General features: G+C 72.2%; 15 protein-coding genes. 6 read left to right on the plus strand and 9 right to left on the minus strand.

Annotation, left to right across the window (positions count from 1 at the left end; genetic code table 11):
• Positions 1 to 149 precede the first annotated feature (149 nt).
• From acnA to C4T42_RS08060, 4 genes are all read left to right on the plus strand, one after another.
• The gene (gene acnA / locus C4T42_RS08045; RefSeq protein WP_103984973.1) at positions 150 to 2,849 is read left to right on the plus strand and encodes an aconitate hydratase AcnA; all 2,700 of its coding nucleotides are present in this window, start codon (positions 150 to 152) and stop codon (positions 2,847 to 2,849) included.
• 311 nt (positions 2,850 to 3,160) lie between these two features.
• Positions 3,161 to 3,847 (plus strand): hypothetical protein, encoded by a 687-nt coding sequence (locus C4T42_RS08050; protein ID WP_020092571.1) that lies wholly within the window; start codon positions 3,161 to 3,163, stop codon positions 3,845 to 3,847.
• Positions 3,848 to 4,064: 217 nt separating this feature from the next.
• Positions 4,065 to 5,726, plus strand: a complete 1,662-nt coding sequence (locus C4T42_RS08055; RefSeq protein ID WP_051123735.1) for an OFA family MFS transporter — start codon at positions 4,065 to 4,067, stop codon at positions 5,724 to 5,726.
• 76 nt (positions 5,727 to 5,802) lie between these two features.
• Positions 5,803 to 6,720 carry a LysR family transcriptional regulator gene (locus tag C4T42_RS08060; RefSeq protein ID WP_020092569.1) on the plus strand — a complete coding sequence of 306 codons (918 nt, stop codon included), beginning with the start codon at positions 5,803 to 5,805 and terminating at the stop codon, positions 6,718 to 6,720.
• Between the two features lie 390 nt (positions 6,721 to 7,110).
• Here C4T42_RS08060 and rpmG read toward each other — a convergent pair whose 3' ends face one another.
• The 6 genes from rpmG to C4T42_RS08090 all read right to left on the minus strand — a co-directional run bounded on the left by rpmG (position 7,111) and on the right by C4T42_RS08090 (position 12,551).
• On the minus strand, positions 7,111 to 7,278 hold the full coding sequence (gene rpmG / locus C4T42_RS08065) for a 50S ribosomal protein L33 (RefSeq protein ID WP_020092568.1): 168 nt from the start codon (positions 7,276 to 7,278) through the stop codon (positions 7,111 to 7,113).
• Positions 7,279 to 7,384: 106 nt separating this feature from the next.
• Entirely contained in the window at positions 7,385 to 8,569 is a 1,185-nt protein-coding gene (locus C4T42_RS08070; protein ID WP_244603186.1) for an MFS transporter, read from the minus strand.
• Positions 8,566 to 9,309: an NUDIX domain-containing protein gene (locus tag C4T42_RS08075; RefSeq protein ID WP_042674347.1), complete on the minus strand. Its 744-nt coding sequence runs from the start codon at positions 9,307 to 9,309 to the stop codon at positions 8,566 to 8,568. Before C4T42_RS08075 ends, C4T42_RS08070 begins: the two co-directional genes overlap by 4 nt.
• Positions 9,266 to 9,730 carry a DUF983 domain-containing protein gene (locus tag C4T42_RS08080; RefSeq protein ID WP_042674345.1) on the minus strand — a complete coding sequence of 155 codons (465 nt, stop codon included), beginning with the start codon at positions 9,728 to 9,730 and terminating at the stop codon, positions 9,266 to 9,268. The genes C4T42_RS08075 and C4T42_RS08080 overlap by 44 nt, the downstream gene beginning before the upstream one ends.
• 23 nt (positions 9,731 to 9,753) lie before the next feature.
• Positions 9,754 to 12,075 (minus strand): ribonuclease R, encoded by a 2,322-nt coding sequence (gene rnr / locus C4T42_RS08085; protein ID WP_103984974.1) that lies wholly within the window; start codon positions 12,073 to 12,075, stop codon positions 9,754 to 9,756.
• Positions 12,076 to 12,212: 137 nt separating this feature from the next.
• Positions 12,213 to 12,551: a hypothetical protein gene (locus C4T42_RS08090; RefSeq protein ID WP_020092563.1), complete on the minus strand. Its 339-nt coding sequence runs from the start codon at positions 12,549 to 12,551 to the stop codon at positions 12,213 to 12,215.
• A 124-nt stretch (positions 12,552 to 12,675) separates the two neighbouring features.
• Between C4T42_RS08090 and C4T42_RS08095 the strand changes: the two genes are divergently transcribed.
• Together C4T42_RS08095 and C4T42_RS08100 are read left to right on the plus strand one after the other, a co-directional pair.
• The gene (locus C4T42_RS08095) at positions 12,676 to 15,759 is read left to right on the plus strand and encodes an FAD-binding and (Fe-S)-binding domain-containing protein (RefSeq protein ID WP_020092562.1); all 3,084 of its coding nucleotides are present in this window, start codon (positions 12,676 to 12,678) and stop codon (positions 15,757 to 15,759) included.
• A 20-nt stretch (positions 15,760 to 15,779) separates the two neighbouring features.
• Complete coding sequence (locus C4T42_RS08100; protein WP_026604834.1) at positions 15,780 to 16,670, plus strand: 2-dehydropantoate 2-reductase; 891 nt, start codon at positions 15,780 to 15,782, stop codon at positions 16,668 to 16,670.
• A 51-nt stretch (positions 16,671 to 16,721) separates the two neighbouring features.
• Here C4T42_RS08100 and C4T42_RS08105 read toward each other — a convergent pair whose 3' ends face one another.
• From C4T42_RS08105 to C4T42_RS08115, 3 genes are all read right to left on the minus strand, one after another.
• Positions 16,722 to 17,036, minus strand: coding sequence for a hypothetical protein (locus tag C4T42_RS08105; protein WP_020092560.1), 315 nt, complete (start codon positions 17,034 to 17,036; stop codon positions 16,722 to 16,724).
• 17 nt (positions 17,037 to 17,053) lie between these two features.
• On the minus strand, positions 17,054 to 18,673 hold the full coding sequence (locus tag C4T42_RS08110; protein ID WP_020092559.1) for a hybrid sensor histidine kinase/response regulator: 1,620 nt from the start codon (positions 18,671 to 18,673) through the stop codon (positions 17,054 to 17,056).
• A gap of 132 nt (positions 18,674 to 18,805) precedes the next feature.
• Positions 18,806 to 20,779 (minus strand): AI-2E family transporter, encoded by a 1,974-nt coding sequence (locus tag C4T42_RS08115; RefSeq protein ID WP_042674354.1) that lies wholly within the window; start codon positions 20,777 to 20,779, stop codon positions 18,806 to 18,808.
• Between the last annotated feature and the right edge of the window lie 23 nt (positions 20,780 to 20,802).

Genomic DNA, 20,802 nt, shown 5'->3' on the forward strand with positions numbered 1-20,802 from the left:
GGCGTCCAAATCGCCCCCGCGCATCGTCCTGCCCGGGCACTCCCGGGGCGGCGCGCGCCCGTCGGGCGCTACACAGGCCGAACACGGATCTCGTAGCGCAGGTCTTGCCTGCGCGTGTTCGACAACCCGCAGCGAGGATAGAACCAGCCGTGCCCTCACTCGACAGCTTCAAGGCCCGCCAGACGCTCGAAGCCGGCGGCAAGACCTACACCTACTATTCCATTCCCGCGGCCGAGAAGAACGGCCTCGCCTCGGCGGCCGCGCTGCCCTTCTCCATGAAGGTGATCCTGGAGAACCTGCTCCGCTACGAGGACGACCGCTCGGTCAAGAAGGCCGACATCGAGGCCGCCGTCGCCTGGCTCGACCAGAAGGGCAAGGCCGAGGTCGAGATCGCGTTCCGCCCCTCCCGCGTGCTGATGCAGGACTTCACCGGCGTCCCGGCGGTGGTCGACCTCGCGGCCATGCGCGACGCCATGGTGGCGCTCGGCGGCGACCCGCAGAAGATCAACCCGCTGGTGCCGGTGGACCTCGTCATCGACCACTCGGTGATCGTCGACGAGTTCGGCACCCCGAAGGCGCTCGCCGACAACGTCGCCCTCGAATACGAGCGCAACGGCGAGCGCTACACCTTCCTGAAATGGGGCCAGTCGGCCTTTGACAACTTCTCGGTGGTCCCCCCGGGCACCGGCATCTGCCACCAGGTGAACCTGGAATACCTTGCCCAGACCGTCTGGACGAAGTCGGAGAACGGCGCCGACGTCGCCTATCCCGACTCGCTCGTCGGCACCGATTCGCACACCACCATGGTCAACGGGATGGCCGTGCTGGGCTGGGGCGTCGGCGGCATCGAGGCCGAGGCGGCCATGCTCGGCCAGCCGCTCTCGATGCTGATCCCCGAGGTCGTGGGCTTCAAGCTCTCGGGCAAGCTGCCCGAGGGCACCACCGCCACCGACCTCGTGCTCACCGTCACCCAGATGCTGCGCAAGAAGGGCGTGGTCGGCAAGTTCGTGGAGTTCTACGGCCCCGGCCTCGACGACATGGCGGTCGCCGACCGGGCCACGATCTCCAACATGGCCCCCGAGTACGGCGCGACCTGCGGCTTCTTCCCGGTCGACCAGAAGACCATCGACTTCCTGAAGGTCACCGGCCGCTCCGACGACCGGATCGCCCTGGTCGAGGCCTACGCCAAGGCGCAGGGTATGTGGCGCGACGCCCGGACACCCGACCCGGTCTTCACCGACACGCTGGAGCTCGACATGGGCCAGGTCCGGCCCTCGCTCGCCGGCCCGAAGCGCCCGCAGGACCGCGTGCTGCTCGACGGCGCCAAGCCCGGCTTCGCCGCCTCGATGGAGACCGAGTTCAAGAAGGCCGCCGACCTCGCGCGCCGCTACCCGGTCGAGGGCACCAACTTCGACATCGGGCACGGTGACGTGGTGATCGCCGCGATCACGAGCTGCACCAACACGTCGAACCCCTCGGTGATGATCGGCGCGGGCCTGCTCGCCCGCAACGCCGTCGCCAAGGGCCTGCGCTCCAAGCCGTGGGTGAAGACCTCGCTCGCGCCCGGCTCGCAGGTGGTCGGCGAGTACCTGGAGAAGTCCGGCCTGCAGGAGCCGCTCGACGCGCTCGGCTTCAACCTCGTGGGCTTCGGCTGCACGACCTGCATCGGCAATTCCGGCCCGCTGCCGGAGGCGATCTCGAAGGCGATCAACGACAACGACGTCGTCGCCGCGGCGGTGCTCTCGGGCAACCGCAACTTCGAGGGCCGCGTGAACCCTGACGTGCGGGCGAACTACCTCGCCTCGCCGCCGCTCGTGGTGGCCTACGCGCTGGCCGGCTCGCTGCAGATCGACATCACCACGGAGCCGCTGGGCCAGGGCTCGGACGGCAAGCCCGTCTACCTCAAGGACATCTGGCCGTCCTCGGCCGAGGTCCAGCAGTTCATCGAGGAGAACATCACCTCCGCGCTGTTCAAGTCCCGCTACGCGGACGTGTTCGGCGGCGACCAGAACTGGAAGGACGTCGAGGTCACCGAGGCCGAGACCTTCGCGTGGAACCCGGGCTCCACCTACGTGCAGAACCCGCCCTACTTCGTCGGCATGGAGAAGACCCCGAAGCCCGTCGAGGACATCGAGGGTGCGCGCATCCTCGGCCTGTTCCTCGACTCGATCACCACCGACCACATCTCGCCGGCGGGCAACATCCGCGCGGCCTCGCCGGCCGGCGAGTACCTGCAGTCGCACCAAGTGCGCGTGCAGGACTTCAACCAGTACGGCACGCGGCGCGGCAACCACGAGGTGATGATGCGGGGCACCTTCGCCAACATCCGCATCAAGAACCAGATGGTGAAGGACGCCTCCGGCGGCGTGGTCGAGGGCGGGTGGACGCATTTCCAGCCGTCCGGCGAGAAGATGTTCATCTACGACGCGGCGATGAAGTACGCCGAACAGGGCACGCCGCTCGTGATCTTCGCCGGCAAGGAGTACGGCACCGGCTCGTCGCGCGACTGGGCGGCGAAGGGCACGAAGCTGCTCGGCGTCCGCGCCGTGGTGGCCGAGAGCTTCGAGCGCATCCACCGCTCGAACCTCGTCGGGATGGGCGTGGTGCCGCTGGTCTTCCAGGGCGACACGAGCTGGCAGTCGCTGGGCCTGAAGGGTGACGAGACCGTCACCATCAAGGGCCTCGCCGGCGAGCTGAAGCCCCGCCAGACGCTCACCGCGGAGATCAAGTCCGCCGACGGCTCGGTGAAGCAGGTCCCGCTGACCTGCCGCATCGATACGCTCGACGAGCTCGAGTACTTCCGCAACGGCGGCATCCTGCCCTACGTGCTGCGCTCGCTCGCGGCGTGAGCCTCCGGAGGGCAGCGTCCCCGCTGCCCGCGCGGTAATCAGGCGGCGCCCACCGGGTGCCGCCTGACTCGTTTTCGGTCGGTGCCGTCGTCCGACGCGCCACCCCGTCATCGCGAGCGCAGCGAAGTGATCCAGGGCAGCGCGACGGAGGAAGTCCTTGCGCCGGCTGGATTGCTTCGCTCCGCTCGCAAAAACGGTGGTGACTGATAACCTCGCTTCTGTCGCCGAGCAGGTCGTTTCGCTTGCGCGCAACCTTGTTTCGCGCGCGGGCCGCCCCATAACCCGGCTCCTGAAGCCAGGATGGGACCCCGATGAAGCACCTCAGCAAGACACTCGTCGCCGCCGGCCTGACGGCCCTGCTGTCGAGTGCGGCCTTCGCCGCGCAGGTCGAGCGCGTCCGCGGGACCGTCGACAAGGCCGACGGCGGCACGGTCACGATCAAGACCGACGACGGCAAGACCGAGACCGTCGACGTGAGCGGCGCCAAGTTCGCCTGGGTTGTCCCGTCGAGCCTCGACGCGATCAAGGACGGCGTCTTCATCGGCACCGCCACCAAGGGCGAGAACCCGATGACCGCCCTGGAGGTCGTGCTCTTCCCCGAGTCGATGCGCGGCACGGGCGAGGGCCATTACGGCTGGGATTCGATCACCGACCACACCGCGGGCGCCGGCGCCAAGGTGAAGAGCGCGATGACCAACGGCACCGTGAAGGCCGAGTCGCCGAACGCCCCGAAGGTGAAGAGCGCGATGACCAACGGCACCGTGAAGGCCGACAAGGCGGCCTCGGGCGGCGAGCGCACGCTGACGGTGAGCTACGGCAAGGACGGCTCCAAGGAGATCGTGGTGCCGGCCTCGGCGCCGATCGTGGCCTTCGAGCCCGCCGACAAGGCGATCCTGACCCCCGGGTCGAAGGTGTTCGCCGTGGTCGCCAAGGACGGCAGCAAGGCCGAGGGCAAGCTCGTGGCGGTCGGCAAGGACGGCCTGACCCCGCCCATGTGAGGGCGGCAGCCGCTGCGGGCGCCGGACAGACCGGCGCCCGCAGCGGCGGTCCATACGGCCTCCGGACGGCGCGTTGACGAGGAATCCGCATACAGTCGGCGCCGGACTGGATTAAAATCGACGTCTCAGCGTGTCGCGCGCTGGCACCCTGCACACAAATCGCGCATCGTCCGCCGCCGCGAGGCCCGCCAACGAGGCCGCGGCGGAGGAGTCCATCATGGGTGCTGGAGTGGCAGGCGCGATCGCGCCTGAGGGAACGCCGAGTCTGTTGTCGCGCGAGCGGATCGTCGCCAAGCCGGGCTTCAACCGGTGGCTGGTGCCGCCGGCGGCGCTGGCGATCCATCTCTGCATCGGGATGGCCTACGGCCTGTCGGTGTTCTGGCTGCCGCTGACCCGGGCGCTCTCCGTGGGCAAGCCGGCGCCCGCCGCCTGCCCCGACATGGGCGTGATGACGGCCCTGTTCACCACCACCTGCGACTGGCGGGTCAGCGACCTCGTCACGGTCTTCTCCATCGGCATCGTCGTGCTCGGTCTCTCGGCCGCCCTGTTCGGCGGCTGGCTGGAGCGAGCCGGACCGCGCAAGGCCGGCATCGCGGCGGCCCTCTGCTGGGGCGGCGGCTTCCTGATCGGCGCCTTCGGCGTCTACATCCACCAGCTCTGGCTGGTCTGGCTCGGCATGGGCCTGATCGGCGGCATCGGCCTCGGGCTCGGCTACATCTCGCCGGTCTCGACCCTGATCAAGTGGTTCCCGGACCGGCGCGGCATGGCGACCGGCATGGCGATCATGGGCTTCGGCGGCGGCGCGATGATCGGCTCGCCCCTGGCCGACAGCCTGATCAAGAGCTTCCGGACCGCCGATTCGGCCGGCGTCTGGCAGACCCTCGCGGTGATGGGCGTGGGGTACATCCTGTTCATGCTGGGCGGCGCGTTCGGCTACCGGGTGCCGCCGGCCGGCTGGCGCCCGGACGGCTGGACCAGCCCGACCGCCAAGAACGCCATGATCGCTTCGGGGCACGTCCACCTGCGCGACGCCCACAAGACCGTCCAGTTCTGGATGATCTGGCTCGTCCTGTTCCTCAACGTGTCGGCCGGCATCGGCGTGCTGGCGCTGGCCTCGCCGATGCTCCAAGAGATCTTCGGCGGCGAGCTGATCGGCCTGCCCGGCACCGGCTTCTCGGCCCTCGACGCCGGCCAGAAGGCGCAGGTCGCGGCCATCGCGGCCGGCTTCGTCGGCCTGCTCTCACTCTTCAACATCCTGGGCCGGTTCTTCTGGGCCTCGATGTCGGACCGCATCGGGCGGAAGGTCACCTACGCGATCTTCTTTGCCCTGGGCGGCCTCCTGTACGCGGCGGCACCCTGGGCCGCCGGCATCGGCTCGCAGGCGCTGTTCGTCGCGATCTTCTGCGTGATCCTGTCCATGTACGGCGGCGGCTTCGCGACCGTGCCGGCCTATCTCGCCGACGTGTTCGGCACGCAGTTCGTGGGCGCCATCCACGGGCGCCTGCTCACCGCCTGGTCGATGGCCGGCATCGTCGGGCCCTTCGTCATCACCAAGATCCGCGAGGCGCAGGTCGCCGCGGGCGTGCAGGGGGCCGATCTCTACGGCCGGACCATGTACGTGCTGGCGAGCTTCCTGGCGGTCGGCTTCCTCTGCAACCTGCTCGTCCGGCCCCTGGCGCAACGCTGGTTCATGTCCGATTCCGAGCGGGCCTCCCTGGACGTCCGCGCCGGCGCCACGGCCTCGGGGCCGTCCGGCTCCTTCGGGATCGGCCGTGGCGGCTTCAGCGCGGGGGCCGCGCTGGCCTGGGCGGTGGTCGGCATCCCGATCGTCTGGGGCATCGGCATCACCCTGTCGAAGGCGTTCATCCTGTTCCGCTGAGCGGGCACGCTCGGTTGTGGCGGGCCCGGCGGGCCGCTAGGTTTCCGGCGCCTCGCCGTGCCGGGATGCCTTCGTCGTGATCGACAAGCTGGACTTCCTGCTCGCGCTCGCCCGCGAGCAGCATTTCGGGCACGCCGCCGAAGCCTGCGGCGTGACTCAGCAGACTCTCTCGGCCGGCGTGAAGCAGCTGGAGAACCGGTTCGGCGTGCAGCTCGTGCTGCGCGGCTCCCGCTTCCAGGGCTTCACCCCCGAGGGCGAGCGGGTCCTCGAATGGGCGCGGCGCATCGTGGCCGACGCGCGGGCCATGCACGAGGAGGTCACGGGCCTGCGCCGGGGCCTGACCGGCCATCTCCGCATCGCGGCGATCCCGACGGCGCTGCCGATGATCGTGAACCTCACGACGCCCTACCGCGAGCGGCACCCGGACGTGCGGCTGACGGTCGAATCGGCCACCTCCGCCGACATCTTCTCGCTGATCGAGAACCTGGAGGCGGATGCGGGCCTGACCTACCTCGACAACGAGCCCCTCGGGCGGGTGATCTCCGTCCCGCTCTACCGGGAGCGCTACCGCCTCGTGACGGCGATCGGCGGGCCCTTCGAGGGTCGCACCAGCGTCACCTGGGCCGAGACCAGCCGCCTGCCCCTCTGCCTGCTCACGCCGAACATGCAGAACCGGCGGATCATCGACCAGCAGATCCGCGAGGCGGGTGCGGATCCCGCCGCGACCCTCGAGTCGAACTCGATGATCGTGCTGCTGACCCACGTGCGCACCCTGCGCTGGGCCTCGATCATGCCGGAGATCCTGGTCGACGCCCTGGGCCCCATGGAGGGCGTGCGCACGATCCCGATCACCGCACCCGACCTGGAGCACACGATCGGCCTCGTCGCCCCGCGGCGCGAGCCGTCCACGCCGATGGTGACGGCGCTCGTGGCTATCGCGCGGTCCCTGGCACGGACGCTCGATCCGGATCTGGCCGCGCCGGGCCCTTCCTGAGCGGTCGGCTCCGGGCGCGGGCCGGAACGCGGCGTTCCGCGAGCAAGCCGCGGGTCGCCCGGAGCGCGTACACCGGCAGCGTCAGGACGCGCCAGAGCGCGAGGATTGCCGCGGTGATGAGAATCGCCAGCAGGATCCGCTGCATCGAACCCGCCCTCCAACCGCCGAGCTGGCCGAGAACGCGGGCCGGTGATCGGCCGGCGGGTCGGGCAGCGTCCGGGACGAGCGACGGTTAACGAGTCGTGCTGGCGCCGGGCTGTCGGCCGGTCAGGTCGCGGTTCGGGAGATCCCGGCGACGCCGTGCGCGGGAACGCGCCGGGCAAGGAAAAAGCCGCCCCGTCTCCGGAGCGGCTTCCCGTGGGCGGTCAGGCCGCGAAGCGGCCCGCGGCCTTACTTGATCTTGGTTTCCTTGAAATCGACGTGCTTGCGCGCGACCGGGTCGTACTTGCGCATCGTCAGCTTCTCGGTCTGCGTGCGGGAGTTCTTCTTGGTGACGTAGAAATAGCCCGTGTCGGCGGTGGAGACGAGCTTGATCTTGACGGTGACGGCCTTGGCCATGGCGCGGCGCTCCTGCAGGGTGCGGCATTCCGCGTGAGCGAAACGCAAATGGCCGGGAGAGCCCGGCCGAATACGGGCGGGTGAATGCCCGATCAGGCCCGACAGGTCAAGAGCGGACGCGCCGGCGCTCCGTGACGGCGAGCCAGCCCGCGAAGGCCAGGAACAGGGCGAGCAGCGCCAGCGCGAACCCGTTCGGCGGCACCAGATCGAGCCCGCCGCCGATCACCGGCGGCCCCAGCATCAGCCCGACATTGTAGAGCACCACGAAGGCCGCGTTGGCGCCCGCGAGGTCGTTCGGCGGCGTGCGGTCGCCCAGCATCGCGAGGCCGACCGTGTAGAGGGTGCCGGCGATGCCGCCCCAGACGAGGAGCAGCAGGCCGAACGCCGCCGGATGTCCGGCCGCGAGCGGGATCAGGGCCGAGCCCGCCGCCCCCGCGAGGCCCGCGCCGAGAAGCACCGCGCCCCGGTCGAGGCGGTCGGCGAGCCAGCCGAACGGGATCTGGAACAGCACGTTGCCCAGCGCGATCAGGCTGACGAGGCCGGCCGCCCCTTGCGCGTCGTAGCCGAGGCGCAGGCCGTAGAGCGGCAGGATGGCGAAGATGCCGGTCTCCACCGCCCCGTAGGCCAGGGCCGCCGCCAGGGCGCCGGGGGCGAGCCGGACGTAGCCGAGGATGCCGCGGCCGGAGCCCGTCTCGATCGTCGGCAACAGGCCGCGGGCCAGCGCGATGGGCAGGCCGCCGGCCAGCATGAGGGCGGCCCCCGTCGCGTAGGGCGCCAGCCCCTCGGTCCCGACCAGGGCCAGCAGCAGCGGTCCGACCGCGAAGCCCGCCGCCAGCACGGTGGCGTAGATGCCCATCACCAGGCCGCGCCGCTCCGGCGGGGCGGCGGCGTTGATCCAGTACTCGGAGAGGACGAACAGCGCCCCGAGCGTTGCCGAGAAGACGAAGCGCAGGGGGAACCACAGGGCGATGCCCGGCAGCATCGGGAACAGCGCGAGGCTGATCGCCCCGACGAGGAGCGCCAGGCCGAGCAGCGGGGCGACGCCGACCCGCGCGGCGAGGCGCGGCACGAACGGCACCGTGCAGATGCTGGCGATGCCCGCCACCGCGGTGTTGAGCCCGATCAGCGTGCTCGACGCGCCGCGCCGCTCCATCTCGATCGAGAGGAGCGGGATCGACAGGCTGAGCCCGATGCCGACGACGGTGACGCAGGTCACGGCCGCCGAGATCGCCGCCACGTCCTCCGAACTGATCCCCCGCCGCCCGTCCTGCAATCCGTCCGGACCGCTCACAAGGCCACCCGTTCGCGCCGCCCGTAGCGCTCGTAATGGAAGGGGATCATCCGGTAGGGCGCGAAATCGACGGCGATCTGCGCCTCCAGCTCGTCGAGGATCGCGCGGGTGATGTAGGGCAGGTCGAGCTTGCGGGCCGCGTCGAGCTGCACCCAGGCAAGTTCGGTGAACTCGGCGTCGGCCTCGACCCGCCCCGGCTCCTCGGCCGCCACCATCCGGCGGTCGACGGTGAAGAAGCGCGTGTCGAAGCGGCGAACGCGCTTCGGTGGGGTGATCGCGCGGGCGACGAGGTGCAGCGCCTCGAGGTCGGGCAGGACGCCGTGCCGGGCGAACCCCTCCCAGCCCGCCGGGACGTCCTCGGGCGCACCGTGCTCGGTCGTGCCGAGGAGCAGACCGGTCTCCTCGTAGGTCTCGCGGATCGCGGCGAGCGCCAGCGCCCGGCCGAGATGGTGCGGGGGCCGGGACACCTGCCGGGTCAGCGCCGCCTCGGCGTAGTCCGGGAGCGCCCCGGCCACCGGCATGTGGCGGTCGCCGAGCTCGATCCGGCCGCCCGGGAAGACGAACTTGCCCGGCATGAAGGCGAGGTTGGGGTTGCGCCGGCCCATCAGGACCTTCGGGCCGCCCCGTCCGCGCCGGTCGATCACGATCATGGTCGCGGCGTCGCGCGGCCGCAGGCGCGCCGCGGCGGGCTTCCGCTCAGGAGCTGTGACGATCGGGGGCTCCCGCTGCGGCTCCGGCAAGGCGCGTCTCCTCAAGCCCCGCTGCGGGGCGGCTCCGCGGTAGCGTGGCGAAGCCGTGCATGCCAAGGGCGTATTGCAGCCCGACGACGGCGCCCTTCACGGGCTGGAGCAGGGCCAGCGCGAAGACGAGGGTGAAGACCGGCCACACGCCCATCTCGACCCAGAGCGGCACGTCGTAGGCGCTCTCGGTCTCCAGGATCAGGTAGCCGACGATGTGGGCGACGATGAAGATCACCACGTAGGGCGGCAGGTCGTCGGCCCGGTGGTGGTGCAACTCCAGGCCGCAGACGTCGCATTCCGGCCGCACCTTGAGGAAGCGGCCGAAGATCCGGCCCTGGCCGCAATGCGGGCAGCGGCCGACGAAGCCGCGGGCCATCGCGGGGATCAGGCGGGTGCGCTCGGGAATCGCGTCGGCGGCCATGCCCTGGCTCTACACCGCCCGGGTCAGCGGCGCGAGCCGCGGTGGCGCGACCCGGTGTTGCGGATGCCGGCGGGGCGGCCGGGCGGCGCGGCCTTGAAGGGCCGCCCGCCGGACTTCTTCCCCGGCCCGGCGGACCGGGCGCCGGAGCGGGTCCGGCCCTCGCTGAGCAGCTCGAAGCGCAGCGCCCCGGCCACCGGCGCGGCCTCCACGAGCCGCACCTCGACCCGGTCCCCGAGGCGGAACGTCTCGCCGGTGCGCTCGCCGACCAGGGCGTGGCGGCCCTCCTCGTGGCGGAAATAGTCCGCGCCGAGCTGGGAGACCGGCACGAAGCCGTCCGCGCCGGTCTCGTCGAGCTTGATGAACAGGCCGGCCCGGGTGACGCCGGCGATCTGGCCCGCGAAGGTCGCGCCGACCTGGTCGGCGAGGTGGTGGGCGATGAGCCGGTCGATCGTCTCGCGCTCGGCCGCCATGGCGCGGCGCTCGGCCGCCGAGATCTGCTCGCCGATCTGCGCCAGCTCGCCGAGGGAGATGTCGCTCGCGAGCCCGTCCGAGCCGAGCCGGCAGGCGGTGATCAGCGCCCGGTGCACGATCAGGTCGGCGTAGCGCCGGATCGGCGAGGTGAAGTGCGCGTAGCGGCGCAGGTTCAGGCCGAAATGCCCGAGATTCTCCGGGGCGTAGACGGCCTGGGCCTGGCTGCGCAGGATCACCTCGTTGAGGAAGACCCCGTGCTCGGTCTCGGCCGCCGTGGCGAGGATCCGGTTGAACAGGGCGGGGCGCAGCGCCCCCTCCTTGGGCAGCTTGATGCCGACCGAGGCCAGGACCTCGCCGAGCGCCCGCATCTTCTCCAGGGCGGGCTCGTCGTGGACGCGGTAGATCAGCGGCTGGCGCGCCTGCTCCAGGGTCTCGGCGGCGGCGACGTTCGCCTGGATCATGAACTCCTCGATCAGCCGGTGGGCGTCGAGGCGCTCCGGCACGATCACCCGGTCGACCGCGCCCTCGGGGCTCAGGACGACCTTGCGCTCGGGCAGGTCGAGGGCCAGGGGCCCGCGGCGGTCGCGGGCCGCGCGCAGGGCCGCGTAGGCCGCCCAGAGGGGGCGGAGCGCCGTCTCCAGCAGCGGCCCGGTCGCGTCGTCCGGCTGCCCGTCGATGGCGGCCTGCGCCTGCGCGTAGGCGAGCTTGGCGCGGGAGCGCATCATCACCCGGTGGAACCCGTGGCGGCGCTTCTCGCCGTCGGCGGCGATGACCATCCGCACCGCCAGCGCCGGCCGGTCCTCGCCCTCGCGGAGCGAGCAGAGGTCGTTCGAGATCCGCTCGGGCAGCATCGGCACGACCCGGTCGGGGAAGTAGACCGAGTTGCCCCGCTCCAGCGCCTCCCGGTCGAGGCTGGAGCCCGGCCGGACATAGGCGGCCACGTCCGCGATGGCGACGGTGAGGACGAAGCCGCCGGGATTGGCCGGGTCGGGATCGGCCTCGGCCATGACGGCGTCGTCGTGGTCCTTGGCGTCCGGCGGGTCGATGGTCACGAGCGGCCGGTCGCGCCAGTCCTCGCGGCCCTTCAGGGTGGCGGGCTTGGCGGAATCCGCCTCCGCCAGCGTCGCGTCGGCGAAGACGTGCGGGATGTTGTGGAGGTGCAGGGCGATCAGGCTCACCGCCTTCTCGGAACCGAGCGAGCCGAGCCGCTCCCGCACACGCCCCTTCGGCAGGCCGAACCGGGTCTCGCGCTCCAGCGAGACGCTGACGAGGTCGCCGTCGCGGGCCTGCCCCTCCTCGCCGGGCGGGATCAGGATCTCGCGGCCCTGCGCGCGCTTCTCGACGGGCACGATCCGGCCGCCCTGCGCGCCGGCCCGGTAGACACCGATGATCTCGGCCTTGTTCTTCCCGATGACCTTGACGACCCGGCCGGTGTAGCCGCCCTCCGCGTCGCGCTCGACCCGGATCAGGGCGCGGTCGCCGATGCCCGGGGCCGGGCGGTTGCCCTTCCGGGGGCCGCGGGGCTGCGTCAGCACGATGGCGGGCGGCTTGCCGGTGCCGGTCCACTCCACCGGGACCGCCAGGAAATCGCCGTGACGGTCGCGGGAGCGGATGTCGGCCAGCACGACCGGCGGCAGGTGACCCGCCGGGGCGAGGCCGCCGCGGCCGCGGTCGAGGGCGCCGTCCTCCTCGATCTCCTTGAGGACGCGCTTCAGGTCGATCTTGGCGGCCCCCTTGATGCCGAAGGCCTTGGCGATCTCCCGCTTGCCGACGCGCTCCTTCGACTCGGCCACGAAGGCGAGGATCTGCTCACGGGTGGGGAAGGGCTGCGGAGCGGCGGGCTCGGCCGCCGGGGCGGTGGTGCGTCGTGCCAAAAGGGGGGTGCCGGAGAGTTCTGCGATAGACGGGACCCGCGTGCGGGCGCGGGACCGAGGCGTCGGTCCTGTGAGGCTAACATGGGTGTCCGGCCCGCGCGCGGCAACGCCGTGCCGGCACTCCTCAACAGGCGCGATCAGCCGGTCGAGGCACTCTTGCGGATGCGCGCCACGGCCTGATCCACGTCGAGGCCGGGTGCGAGGAGCTCGTCCAGGGTGAAGGGGCAGGCGCGCGGCAGGGTCAGGTTCACCCGTCCCTCTAGCGGCGCGAGTTCCGGGCTCTCCGCCGCCTGGACGGCGAGCGTCCAGGCGCCGTCCATCCGCAGGCTCTCGGGCTCGGGCAGATCGCCCGCGAGGGCGGCGAGCCTGGCGCGGCCGGCCGCGCGGCAGGCGTCGCTCAGGCCGTCGTCCGAGAGGAGGGCGGCCTTGATCAGCTCGGCCAGGGCGTCCCTGACCCGTTCGAGGCTCGCGTTCATGGGCATCCGTTCCGGAGATTGCGGGAGGTCGCAGGAGGTCGCGGGTGCGTGGCAAGCCGGATGCCAGCGCGCCCCGTCCCGCCGCCGATGGTCTCCCGCGATCCGCCGGGTGTAGAAGGCGCGGATGATCCCGGTCCTGACCCGCCACACCGAGGCCGTGCCGCTCTACGCCGCGGCCTGCGCCGAGCTGCGCCTGCGCGGCTTCGAGGGCGACCTGACGCTCTCGGACGCCGACCGCACGGTCTTCTCCACCGACAACTCGATCTACCAGGTGGCGCCGGGGGCCGTGGCCTTTCCGCGCACCCGCGACGACCTCGTGCGCGTCGCCAAGCTCCTCGCGGATCCGCGCTTCGCCGAGATCGTGATCCGGCCCCGGGGCGGGGCGACCGGCACCAACGGCCAGTCGCTGGGCCACGGCCTCGTGGTCGACACCTCGCGGCACATGAACCGCATCCTGGAGATCGACGTCGCGAACCGCGTCGTCCGGGTCGAGCCGGGGGTGGTGAAGGACCAGCTCAACCGGGAGCTCGCCAAGCACGGCCTGTTCTTCGCGCCGGAGCTCTCCACCTCGAACCGCGCCACGATCGGCGGGATGATCTCGACCGATGCCTGCGGGCAGGGCTCGTGCCTCTACGGCAAGACCCGGGACCACGTCCTCGCGCTGACCTGCGTGCTCACCGACGGCACGGTCTGGACCGCCGAGCCCTTGGACCCGGCCGGGCTCGACGCCGCCAAGGGCCGCGACGACCGCGTCGGCGCCATCCACCGCACCGTCGACGCCGTCGTCACCGAGAACGCCGCGCTCATCGCCGAGCGCTTCCCCAAGCTCAACCGCTGCCTCACCGGCTACGACCTCGCGCATCTGCGCGACGCGGGCGGCCGGTTCGACCTCAAGAGCGTGATCTGCGGCTCCGAGGGCACGCTGGCGCTGATCGCCGAGGCGCGGCTGAACGTGCTGCCGATCCCCAAGGCCGCCGTGCTGATCGCGCTCTCGTACATCGACTTCGACGCGGCGCTGCGCGACGCGCAGGCGCTGCTGCCGTTCGGCGCCGCCTCGGTGGAGACGATCGATTCCACGGTCCTGGCGCTGGCCCGCAAGGACCCGATCTGGGCCGAGGTGCGGGCCTTCTTCCCCGACGATCCGGCCGGGCGGCCGGTGGACGGCATCAACCTCGTGGAGTTCGTCGGCGACGACGCCGCGACCGTGGAGGCGGCCCTCGCGCGGCTCACCGGGACGCTGGAGGCCGAGCGCGGCACCGACACGAGGCGCACCGGCTTCACCATCGCCCGGGGCGACGCGATCGAGCGGCTCTGGACCATGCGGAAGAAGGCGGTGGGCCTGCTCGGCGCCGCCAAGGGCGACGCGCGCCCGATCCCGTTCGTCGAGGACACGGCGGTCCCGCCGGAGCGGCTCGCCGACTACATCGCGGAGTTCCGCGCGCTCCTCGACGGCAAGGGGCTGCGCTACGGCATGTTCGGCCACGTCGATGCCGGCGTGCTGCACGTGCGGCCGGCCATCGACCTCAAGGACCCGGCGCAGAACGGCCTGATCCGCGAGGTCACGGAGGGGGTGGTCGCGCTCACCGCCAAGTACGGCGGCCTGCTCTGGGGCGAGCACGGCAAGGGCTTCCGGTCGGAATTCGTGCCGGCGACGTTCGGGCCGCTGATGCCCGCGCTGGAGGCGGTCAAGCGCGCCTTCGACCCGGACGACCGGATGAACCCGGGCAAGATCGCCTCGGCCATGGGTGCGGGCCTGACCCGGATCGACGGCGTGCCGCGCCGGGGCGAGCGGGACCGCACCATCCCGGCGCCGGTCCGGGAGGATTTCGACGAAGCGCTCCACTGCAACGGCAACGGCGCCTGCTTCAGCTTCGACGCGGACGAGGCCATGTGCCCGTCCTGGAAGGCGACGCGGGAGCGGCGCCACTCCCCCAAGGGCCGCGCCTCGCTGATGCGCGAGTGGCTGCGCCGCGCCGCGGAGGCCGGGATCGACCCGGCCGCCGAGCTGGCGCGGCAGCCCGCCGGGTGGCTCTCCGACGTGGCGGCGACCCTGCGGAGCCGCCTCCGCGGCCGGTCCGAGGCCGACGACTTCTCCCACGCCGTCAAGGAGGCGATGGACGGCTGCCTCGCCTGCAAGTCCTGCACGGGGTCCTGCCCGATCAAGGTCGATGTGCCGACCTTCCGGGCGAAGTTCCTGGCGCTCTACCACACGCGCTACGCGCGGCCGCTGAAGGACCATCTCGTGGCGGCGCTGGAGCCGCTGCTGCCGCTGGCGGCGCGGGCGCCGCGCTTGAGCAACGCGGTCCTCGCCAACCCGCTGGCCCGGCTGATCCTGGCCCGGGCCGGGCTGGTGGCGATCCCGGCCCTGTCGCCCGTCGACCTCACGGCGCGGCTGGCGGAACGCGGCGTCGCCGTCTCGACTCCGGACGCCCTGGCCCGGCTGGACCCGCAGGAGCGCGCGCGGTCCGTGCTGGTGGTGCAGGACGCCTTCACCAGCCACTTCGACGCGGAAGTCGTGGCCGACAGCTGCGACCTCCTCGCCGCCCTCGGCTTCCGGCCCTGGCTGGTGCCCTACCGGCCGAACGGCAAGCCGCTGCACGTACACGGCTTCCTGGCGCGGTTCGCCGCCGTCGCCCGCTCGAACGCCGCGCTGCTGCGCGACCTCGCCGGGCACGGCGTGCCCCTGGTCGGGATCGACCCGTCGATGACGCTGACCTACCGGTCCGAGTACGCGCAGGCGCTGGGCGGCGATCTCCCGAAGGTCCAGCTCCTGCAGGAATGGCTCGCCGCCCGGCTCGACCGGATCGCGCCGGGGCAGGGCGGGCGCACGATGCGGCTGCTGCCCCACTGCACCGAGCGCACCAACGCGCCGGGCGCGGTGCGGGACTGGCAGGTCGTGTTCGCCCATCTCGGCCTGCGGCTTGAGGTGCCGGCCGCCGGCTGCTGCGGCATGGCGGGGACCTACGGTCACGAGGCGCGCCACCGCGCCACCTCCGAGGCGATCTACGGCCTGAGCTGGGCCCGCCACGTCGCCGAGGCGCCCGGCTGCACCCTGCTGGCGGACGGCTATTCCTGCCGCTCGCAGGCCAAGCTTATCGACGGCGTGCGGCTGCGGCACCCGGCCCAGGCGCTGCTCGAGCATGTCCGCGCGGCCGACGCGGGCGCCGCGCCCTTCCACCCCGAGCGCGCCGCGGCGGTGGCACCGTGAGCGCCGCCGTGAGCCCCGCCATGACCGTCGCCGTCGTGGGGGCCGGCGCGGTCGGCTGCTACTACGGGTTCCTCCTGGCGCGGGCCGGCCACGCGGTGACGCTGATCGGCCGTCCCGCCCTGGTCGAGGCGGTCGAGAAGGACGGTCTCGTGCTGGAGAGCGCGGCCGGGACGGCCTCCGTGCCCGTCCGGGCGACCGATACGGGGGCGGGAGTGTCGGGCGCCGACCTCGTGCTGGTCTGCGTGAAGTCGGGCGACACCGAGGCGGCGGGCGCGATGATCGCCCACCACCTCGATCCGGCCGCCACGGTCCTCAGCCTCCAGAACGGCGTCGACAACGCCGAGCGGCTCGCCGCCGTGCTGGGCCGGCCGGTGGTGCCGGTGGCGGTCTACGTCGCCACCGCGATGGCCGGCCCCGGCCACGTCCGGCACAACGGGCGCGGCGACCTGATCCTCGGCGCGTCCGAGACGAGCGGGCACGTCGCCGCCGCGTTCGCGGCGGCCGGCATCCCGACCACCGTCTCGGCGAAGGCCGTCGACGCGCTCTGGGCGAAGCTGATCATCAACTGCGCCTACAACGCCCTGTCGGCCCTGACGCAGCTGCCCTACGGCCGCCTGGTGGAGGGCGAGGGCGTGGCCGCGGTCATCGCGGACGTCGTCCAGGAATGCGCGCGCGTCGCGGAGGCCGAGGGTGTGTCCGTGTCGCCCGGCATCCTCGACGACGTGATGGCGCTCAGCACCGCCATGGCCGGACAGCGCTCGTCCACCGCCCAGGACCTGGCCCGCGGCCGGCCGAGCGAGATCGACCACCTCAACGGCACCATCGTGCGCCGGGGCGCGGCGCACGGAATCCCGACGCCGGCGAACCGGCTGCTGCACGCGCTGGTCAAGCTCGCCGAGCGGCGGGACTGAGATCGGCCCCGCACCGGCACGGAGGCCGGCGGTCCGGCTCGCGACGGGCGGTCAGGCCCGCGCGGCGGCGTTGGCCTTGCGGGTCGCGGCGGCCTTCTTGGCGGAGGCGGAGCGCTCCGCGGCCGTGCGTCCGGCCGAGGCCTTGCCGCCGGACGCGCCGCCCTTGTGGGCGGCCGGGTGACCGGTGGCCTTGCCGCGGCCCGAGCCGCCCGGCTTCTTGCCGCCGCCGTCGTCCTTGTTGACGGTGGCCCAGGCCCGGGCCTCCGCCTCCTTCTCCGGCACGCCGCGGGACTCGTACGAGTCGGCGATGTGCTCGGCCTTGCGCTTCTGCTTGTCGGTGTATTTCGACTTGTCGCCCTGGGACATGGGCCGTCTCCCGAAGCTCAGCCCACCCCGGTCGGACCGTCGAGGATCGCGCGCACGCGGCGGACCAGCTCCGTGCGCCGGTAGGGCTTGTTCAGGAGATCAAACTCCGAGCCGCCGATATCGGTTCGCTCCAGGCTCGCCTCCGCGTAGCCCGTGGCGAGCAGCACCTTGAGCTTGGGCTGGCGGCGCCGGGCCTCGCGGGCCAGGAGCACACCGTTCATGCCCCCCGGCATGATCAGGTCGGTGAAGAGCAGATCGACCTTCCCGCTCGAGTCCAGGATCTCCAGCGCCTCGCGGGCATTGCTCGCGACCAGCGTCGTGTAGCCGAAGTCCCGCAGGATGGTGCGGGCGAGTTCGGCCACGTCCTCGCGGTCGTCGACGATCAGGATCGTCTCGGTGCCCTGGCGGTCCACGGCCCGCAGCGAGACCTTCGCGGGGGCGTTGACGTCGCCGTCGGTCGCTGGGAACGACAGGCGCACCGTCGTGCCGGACCCCACCGCCGACTCGATCTGCGCGGCGCCGCCCGACTGCTTGGCGAAGCCGTAGACCATCGACAGGCCGAGACCCGTCCCCTTGCCCTCCTCCTTGGTGGTGAAGAACGGGTCCATCACCCGGGCGAGCACGGCGGGCGGGATGCCGGTGCCGCTGTCCCTGATGGCGATGCTGACGTAGCGGCCGTCGCGCAGCGGCCCGATCTCCCGGCCGCGCGCGGCGATCTCGCTGTTCTCGGTGGAGATCCGGACGGTGCCGCCCTCCGGCATCGCGTCGCGAGCGTTGATCAGCACGTTCAAGATCGCGACCTCGGCCTGGGTCGGGTCGACGCGGCAGTTCCAGAGATCGGGCGCGAGGTCGAGTTCGACCTTCACGGCCTCGCCCACCGAGCGGGCGACCATCTCGCCCATCCCCTCGATCAGGGTGTTGAGATTGACCGCGCGGCCGTCCAGCCGCTGCTTGCGGGCGAAGGCCAGCAATTGCTGCGTCAGCGTCGTGGCGCGCTCGGCCGCCTGCCGGATGTTCTCGGTGGCGCGGCCGAGCCGCGCGCGGTCGGCGTCGGGCTTCTCCAGGCCGGCCGCCAGGATGTCGACGTAGCCGACGATCACCTGCAGCAGGTTGTTGAAATCGTGCGCGATGCCGCCGGTGAGCTGGCCGAGCGCCTCCATCTTCTGGGCCTGGCCCAGCGCCTCCTCGGCGTCGCGGCGGCGCGAGACGTCGAGCTGCGAGCCGAAGTAGTACACGAGCTCGCCGTCGGCATTGTAGACCGGCGAGACGAACAGGGCGTTCCAGAAAGTCGAGCCGTTCTTGCGGTAGTTCAGGATCTCGGTGGCGAACTCGCGCTTCTCGGCGATCGCCGCGCGGACCTGCGCGACGCTCTCGCGGTCGGTGTCGGGACCCTGGAGGAAGCGGCAGTTGCGCCCGATCAGCTCTTCCGGCGTGTAGCCGGTCATCGCCAGGAACGCCCGGTTGGCGAAGATGATCGGGTTGTCGGGCTGGCGCGGATCGGTGACGATCATCGGCATCCGCGTCGTCTCGACGGCCGCGAAGAAGATGTCGCTCTTGCGATCGGTGATGTCGCTCGGGGCGCCGTCCCGGATCGGGGGACTCGGCCCGGAGGGCGGTGTTTCTGGCGTCTCAGACATGCGAGGCGGTCGTCACCTTCCTGGCCGGGAAAGACCTCTGCGCCCGGTCGATCACGCGAGGCGTGCGCGAGACTAGCGGCCGGACGGCCGAAGTCGACCTTGTATCCCCAGCGGCGGTGTCGCGCGAAGGGCTCATGCCGCGGCCGGCCGCGCCGCCTCGGAAGGCGCGCCCACGGGGGCCGGGACGAGCCGGGGCGGCGCGGCCTCACGGCAGGCGCCCAGCACCGCCGACAGCGCCTCGTTCAGCGACGTCACCAGGAAGTCCGCCGAGGTCGCCCGGCGCAGCCGCTCCAGGGTCGCGGGATCGCGCTCGCGCCAGAAGCCGACCAGGATGCGGACACCCGGCACCGCGGCCCGGGCCTGCCGGACGGTGAACCGGATCTGCGACAGGCTCACCGGCTCCAGGTAGGAGAAGCAGATCAGCGCGAGGCCGTCCGGGTTCTGCGGCCGCTCGCCGGCGCGGATCGCCGCCATGGACAGGATCTGCGAGGCCAGCCCGTGGCGCGCGAGGATCTGGCTCAGCATCAGCGTCGCCGCCTCGTCGAACGGGCCGCGGCTCGACACGCACAGGACCGGCGTCTCGCCGCGCCAGTTGGGCGCGAGATCCTCGCGCTCGAGGACGATGCCGGCCACCTGCCGGTCGGGCCCGACGGCGGCGAGCGCCGCCGCGGTCTCGGTGTCGGGGCCGCGGCCGGATCCCCGCCGGGCGCGGCGCCCGACCGGCGCCGTGCCGAGGCGGTCCACCACCGTCCCGATCGCGGCACCGACCTCCGCCTGCCGTTCCCGATCCAGGGTGCCGCGGGACAGGTCCTCCTGCGCCAGCAGGAGGCCCGCGAGGGCGACCTCGTCGTAGTAGGTGACGAGGGCGCGCTCCTTCAGGAACTGCCAGCCCTGGTCGATCGCCTCGACCGGGTCGCCGGCCAGCATGCGCTGGTAGAAGATCTCGGGCGGCGACAGGGCGGGCTGATCGCCGAGCAGCACGTCGAGGTACCAGAGCCGCTCCACGTGCCGGCCGAGCACCACGAGGCAGACGGTGAGGGGCGTGGCCAGCACGAGGCCGATCGGGCCCCACAGGAACGTCCAGATCGTCGCGGCCAGGATGACGGCGACCGGCGAGAGGCCGGTGGAGTGCCCGTAGAGCAGCGGCTCGATGACGTGGCCGCAGATCGGCTCGACCACGAGGAACAGGGCCGCGGTGGCGATCACCATGCTCCAGCCGGGATCGACGGCGGCCGCGAGGATCAGCGGCAGCAGGGCGCTGATCGCCGCGCCGATATAGGGCACGAACCGCAGGATCGCGGCGAGGACGCCGAACAGGGTCGGGCTCGGCACGCCGATCAGCCAGAGGCCGATGCCGATCACCAGCCCGAAGGCGATGTTGAGGGCGAGCTGGGCCAGGAAGAACCGGCTCAGCCGGCTCGTGGCGTCGTCGATCGCCGCCGTCGTGCGCCGCAGATCGCCCGAGCCGCCGGCGAGCCGGATCGCCCGGTTCCGCAGGTCCTCGCGCTGGAGCAGGATGAAGATCGTGAAGATCAGGATCAGGCCGGTCGTCGCCAGCGGGTGCAGGATCGGGCCCGCGAAGGTCTGGAGCGTGTCGACGACGCTCGCGCGGGCGGGGGTGAGCTCGACCGTGAGCGGGTGCGTGCGCGATCCCGGCTCGCCGCGGACCTCGGCGGCCGGCGGCGGCTGCAGGGTGGCGCTGAGATCCTGCACCATGTCGACGATCCGCGAGAGCGTGCCGGTCCCGGCCGTCGCCCCGCGCAGATCCTTGATCTTGGTGCGCATCACCTGGGTGTAGCGCGGCAGGTCGGAGGCGAGCTGGGACGCCTCGCTGGCGATCAGGCTGCCGATGCCGAACAGGGCGCCGAAGACGATCACCACGACCAGCAGGACCGCGGGCGCGCGGGGCACGCGCAGCCGCCGCAGCATCCGCACCGCCGGCACGAGGACGAAGCTCAGGAGGATCGCCAGCGTCACCGGCACGAGGATCTCGCGCCCGAGGTAGAGGGCCGCCATCGTGGCGACCACGAGGAGGAGCGACGCCAGCGCCACGAAGATCGGCAGGCCCTGCCGCAGGCGCTGGGCAGTGACGGGATCCTCGCTCACGGACACGCTCCACTCACATCAGG

It is taken from the genome of Methylobacterium sp. 190mf (assembly GCF_900107945.1).
Taxonomy (GTDB): domain Bacteria; phylum Pseudomonadota; class Alphaproteobacteria; order Rhizobiales; family Beijerinckiaceae; genus Methylobacterium.

Coding starts and splice junctions, on each gene's coding strand:
- rpmG (WP_020092568.1), bottom strand. CDS start 7,278: ATGGCCAAGGCCGTCACCGTCAAGATCAAGCTCGTCTCCACCGCCGAC.
- C4T42_RS08100 (WP_026604834.1), top strand. CDS start 15,780: ATGACCGTCGCCGTCGTGGGGGCCGGCGCGGTCGGCTGCTACTACGGG.
- C4T42_RS08105 (WP_020092560.1), bottom strand. CDS start 17,036: ATGTCCCAGGGCGACAAGTCGAAATACACCGACAAGCAGAAGCGCAAG.
- C4T42_RS08110 (WP_020092559.1), bottom strand. CDS start 18,673: ATGTCTGAGACGCCAGAAACACCGCCCTCCGGGCCGAGTCCCCCGATC.
- C4T42_RS08055 (WP_051123735.1), top strand. CDS start 4,065: ATGGGTGCTGGAGTGGCAGGCGCGATCGCGCCTGAGGGAACGCCGAGT.
- C4T42_RS08095 (WP_020092562.1), top strand. CDS start 12,676: ATGATCCCGGTCCTGACCCGCCACACCGAGGCCGTGCCGCTCTACGCC.
- C4T42_RS08080 (WP_042674345.1), bottom strand. CDS start 9,730: ATGGCCGCCGACGCGATTCCCGAGCGCACCCGCCTGATCCCCGCGATG.
- C4T42_RS08090 (WP_020092563.1), bottom strand. CDS start 12,551: ATGAACGCGAGCCTCGAACGGGTCAGGGACGCCCTGGCCGAGCTGATC.
- C4T42_RS08050 (WP_020092571.1), top strand. CDS start 3,161: ATGAAGCACCTCAGCAAGACACTCGTCGCCGCCGGCCTGACGGCCCTG.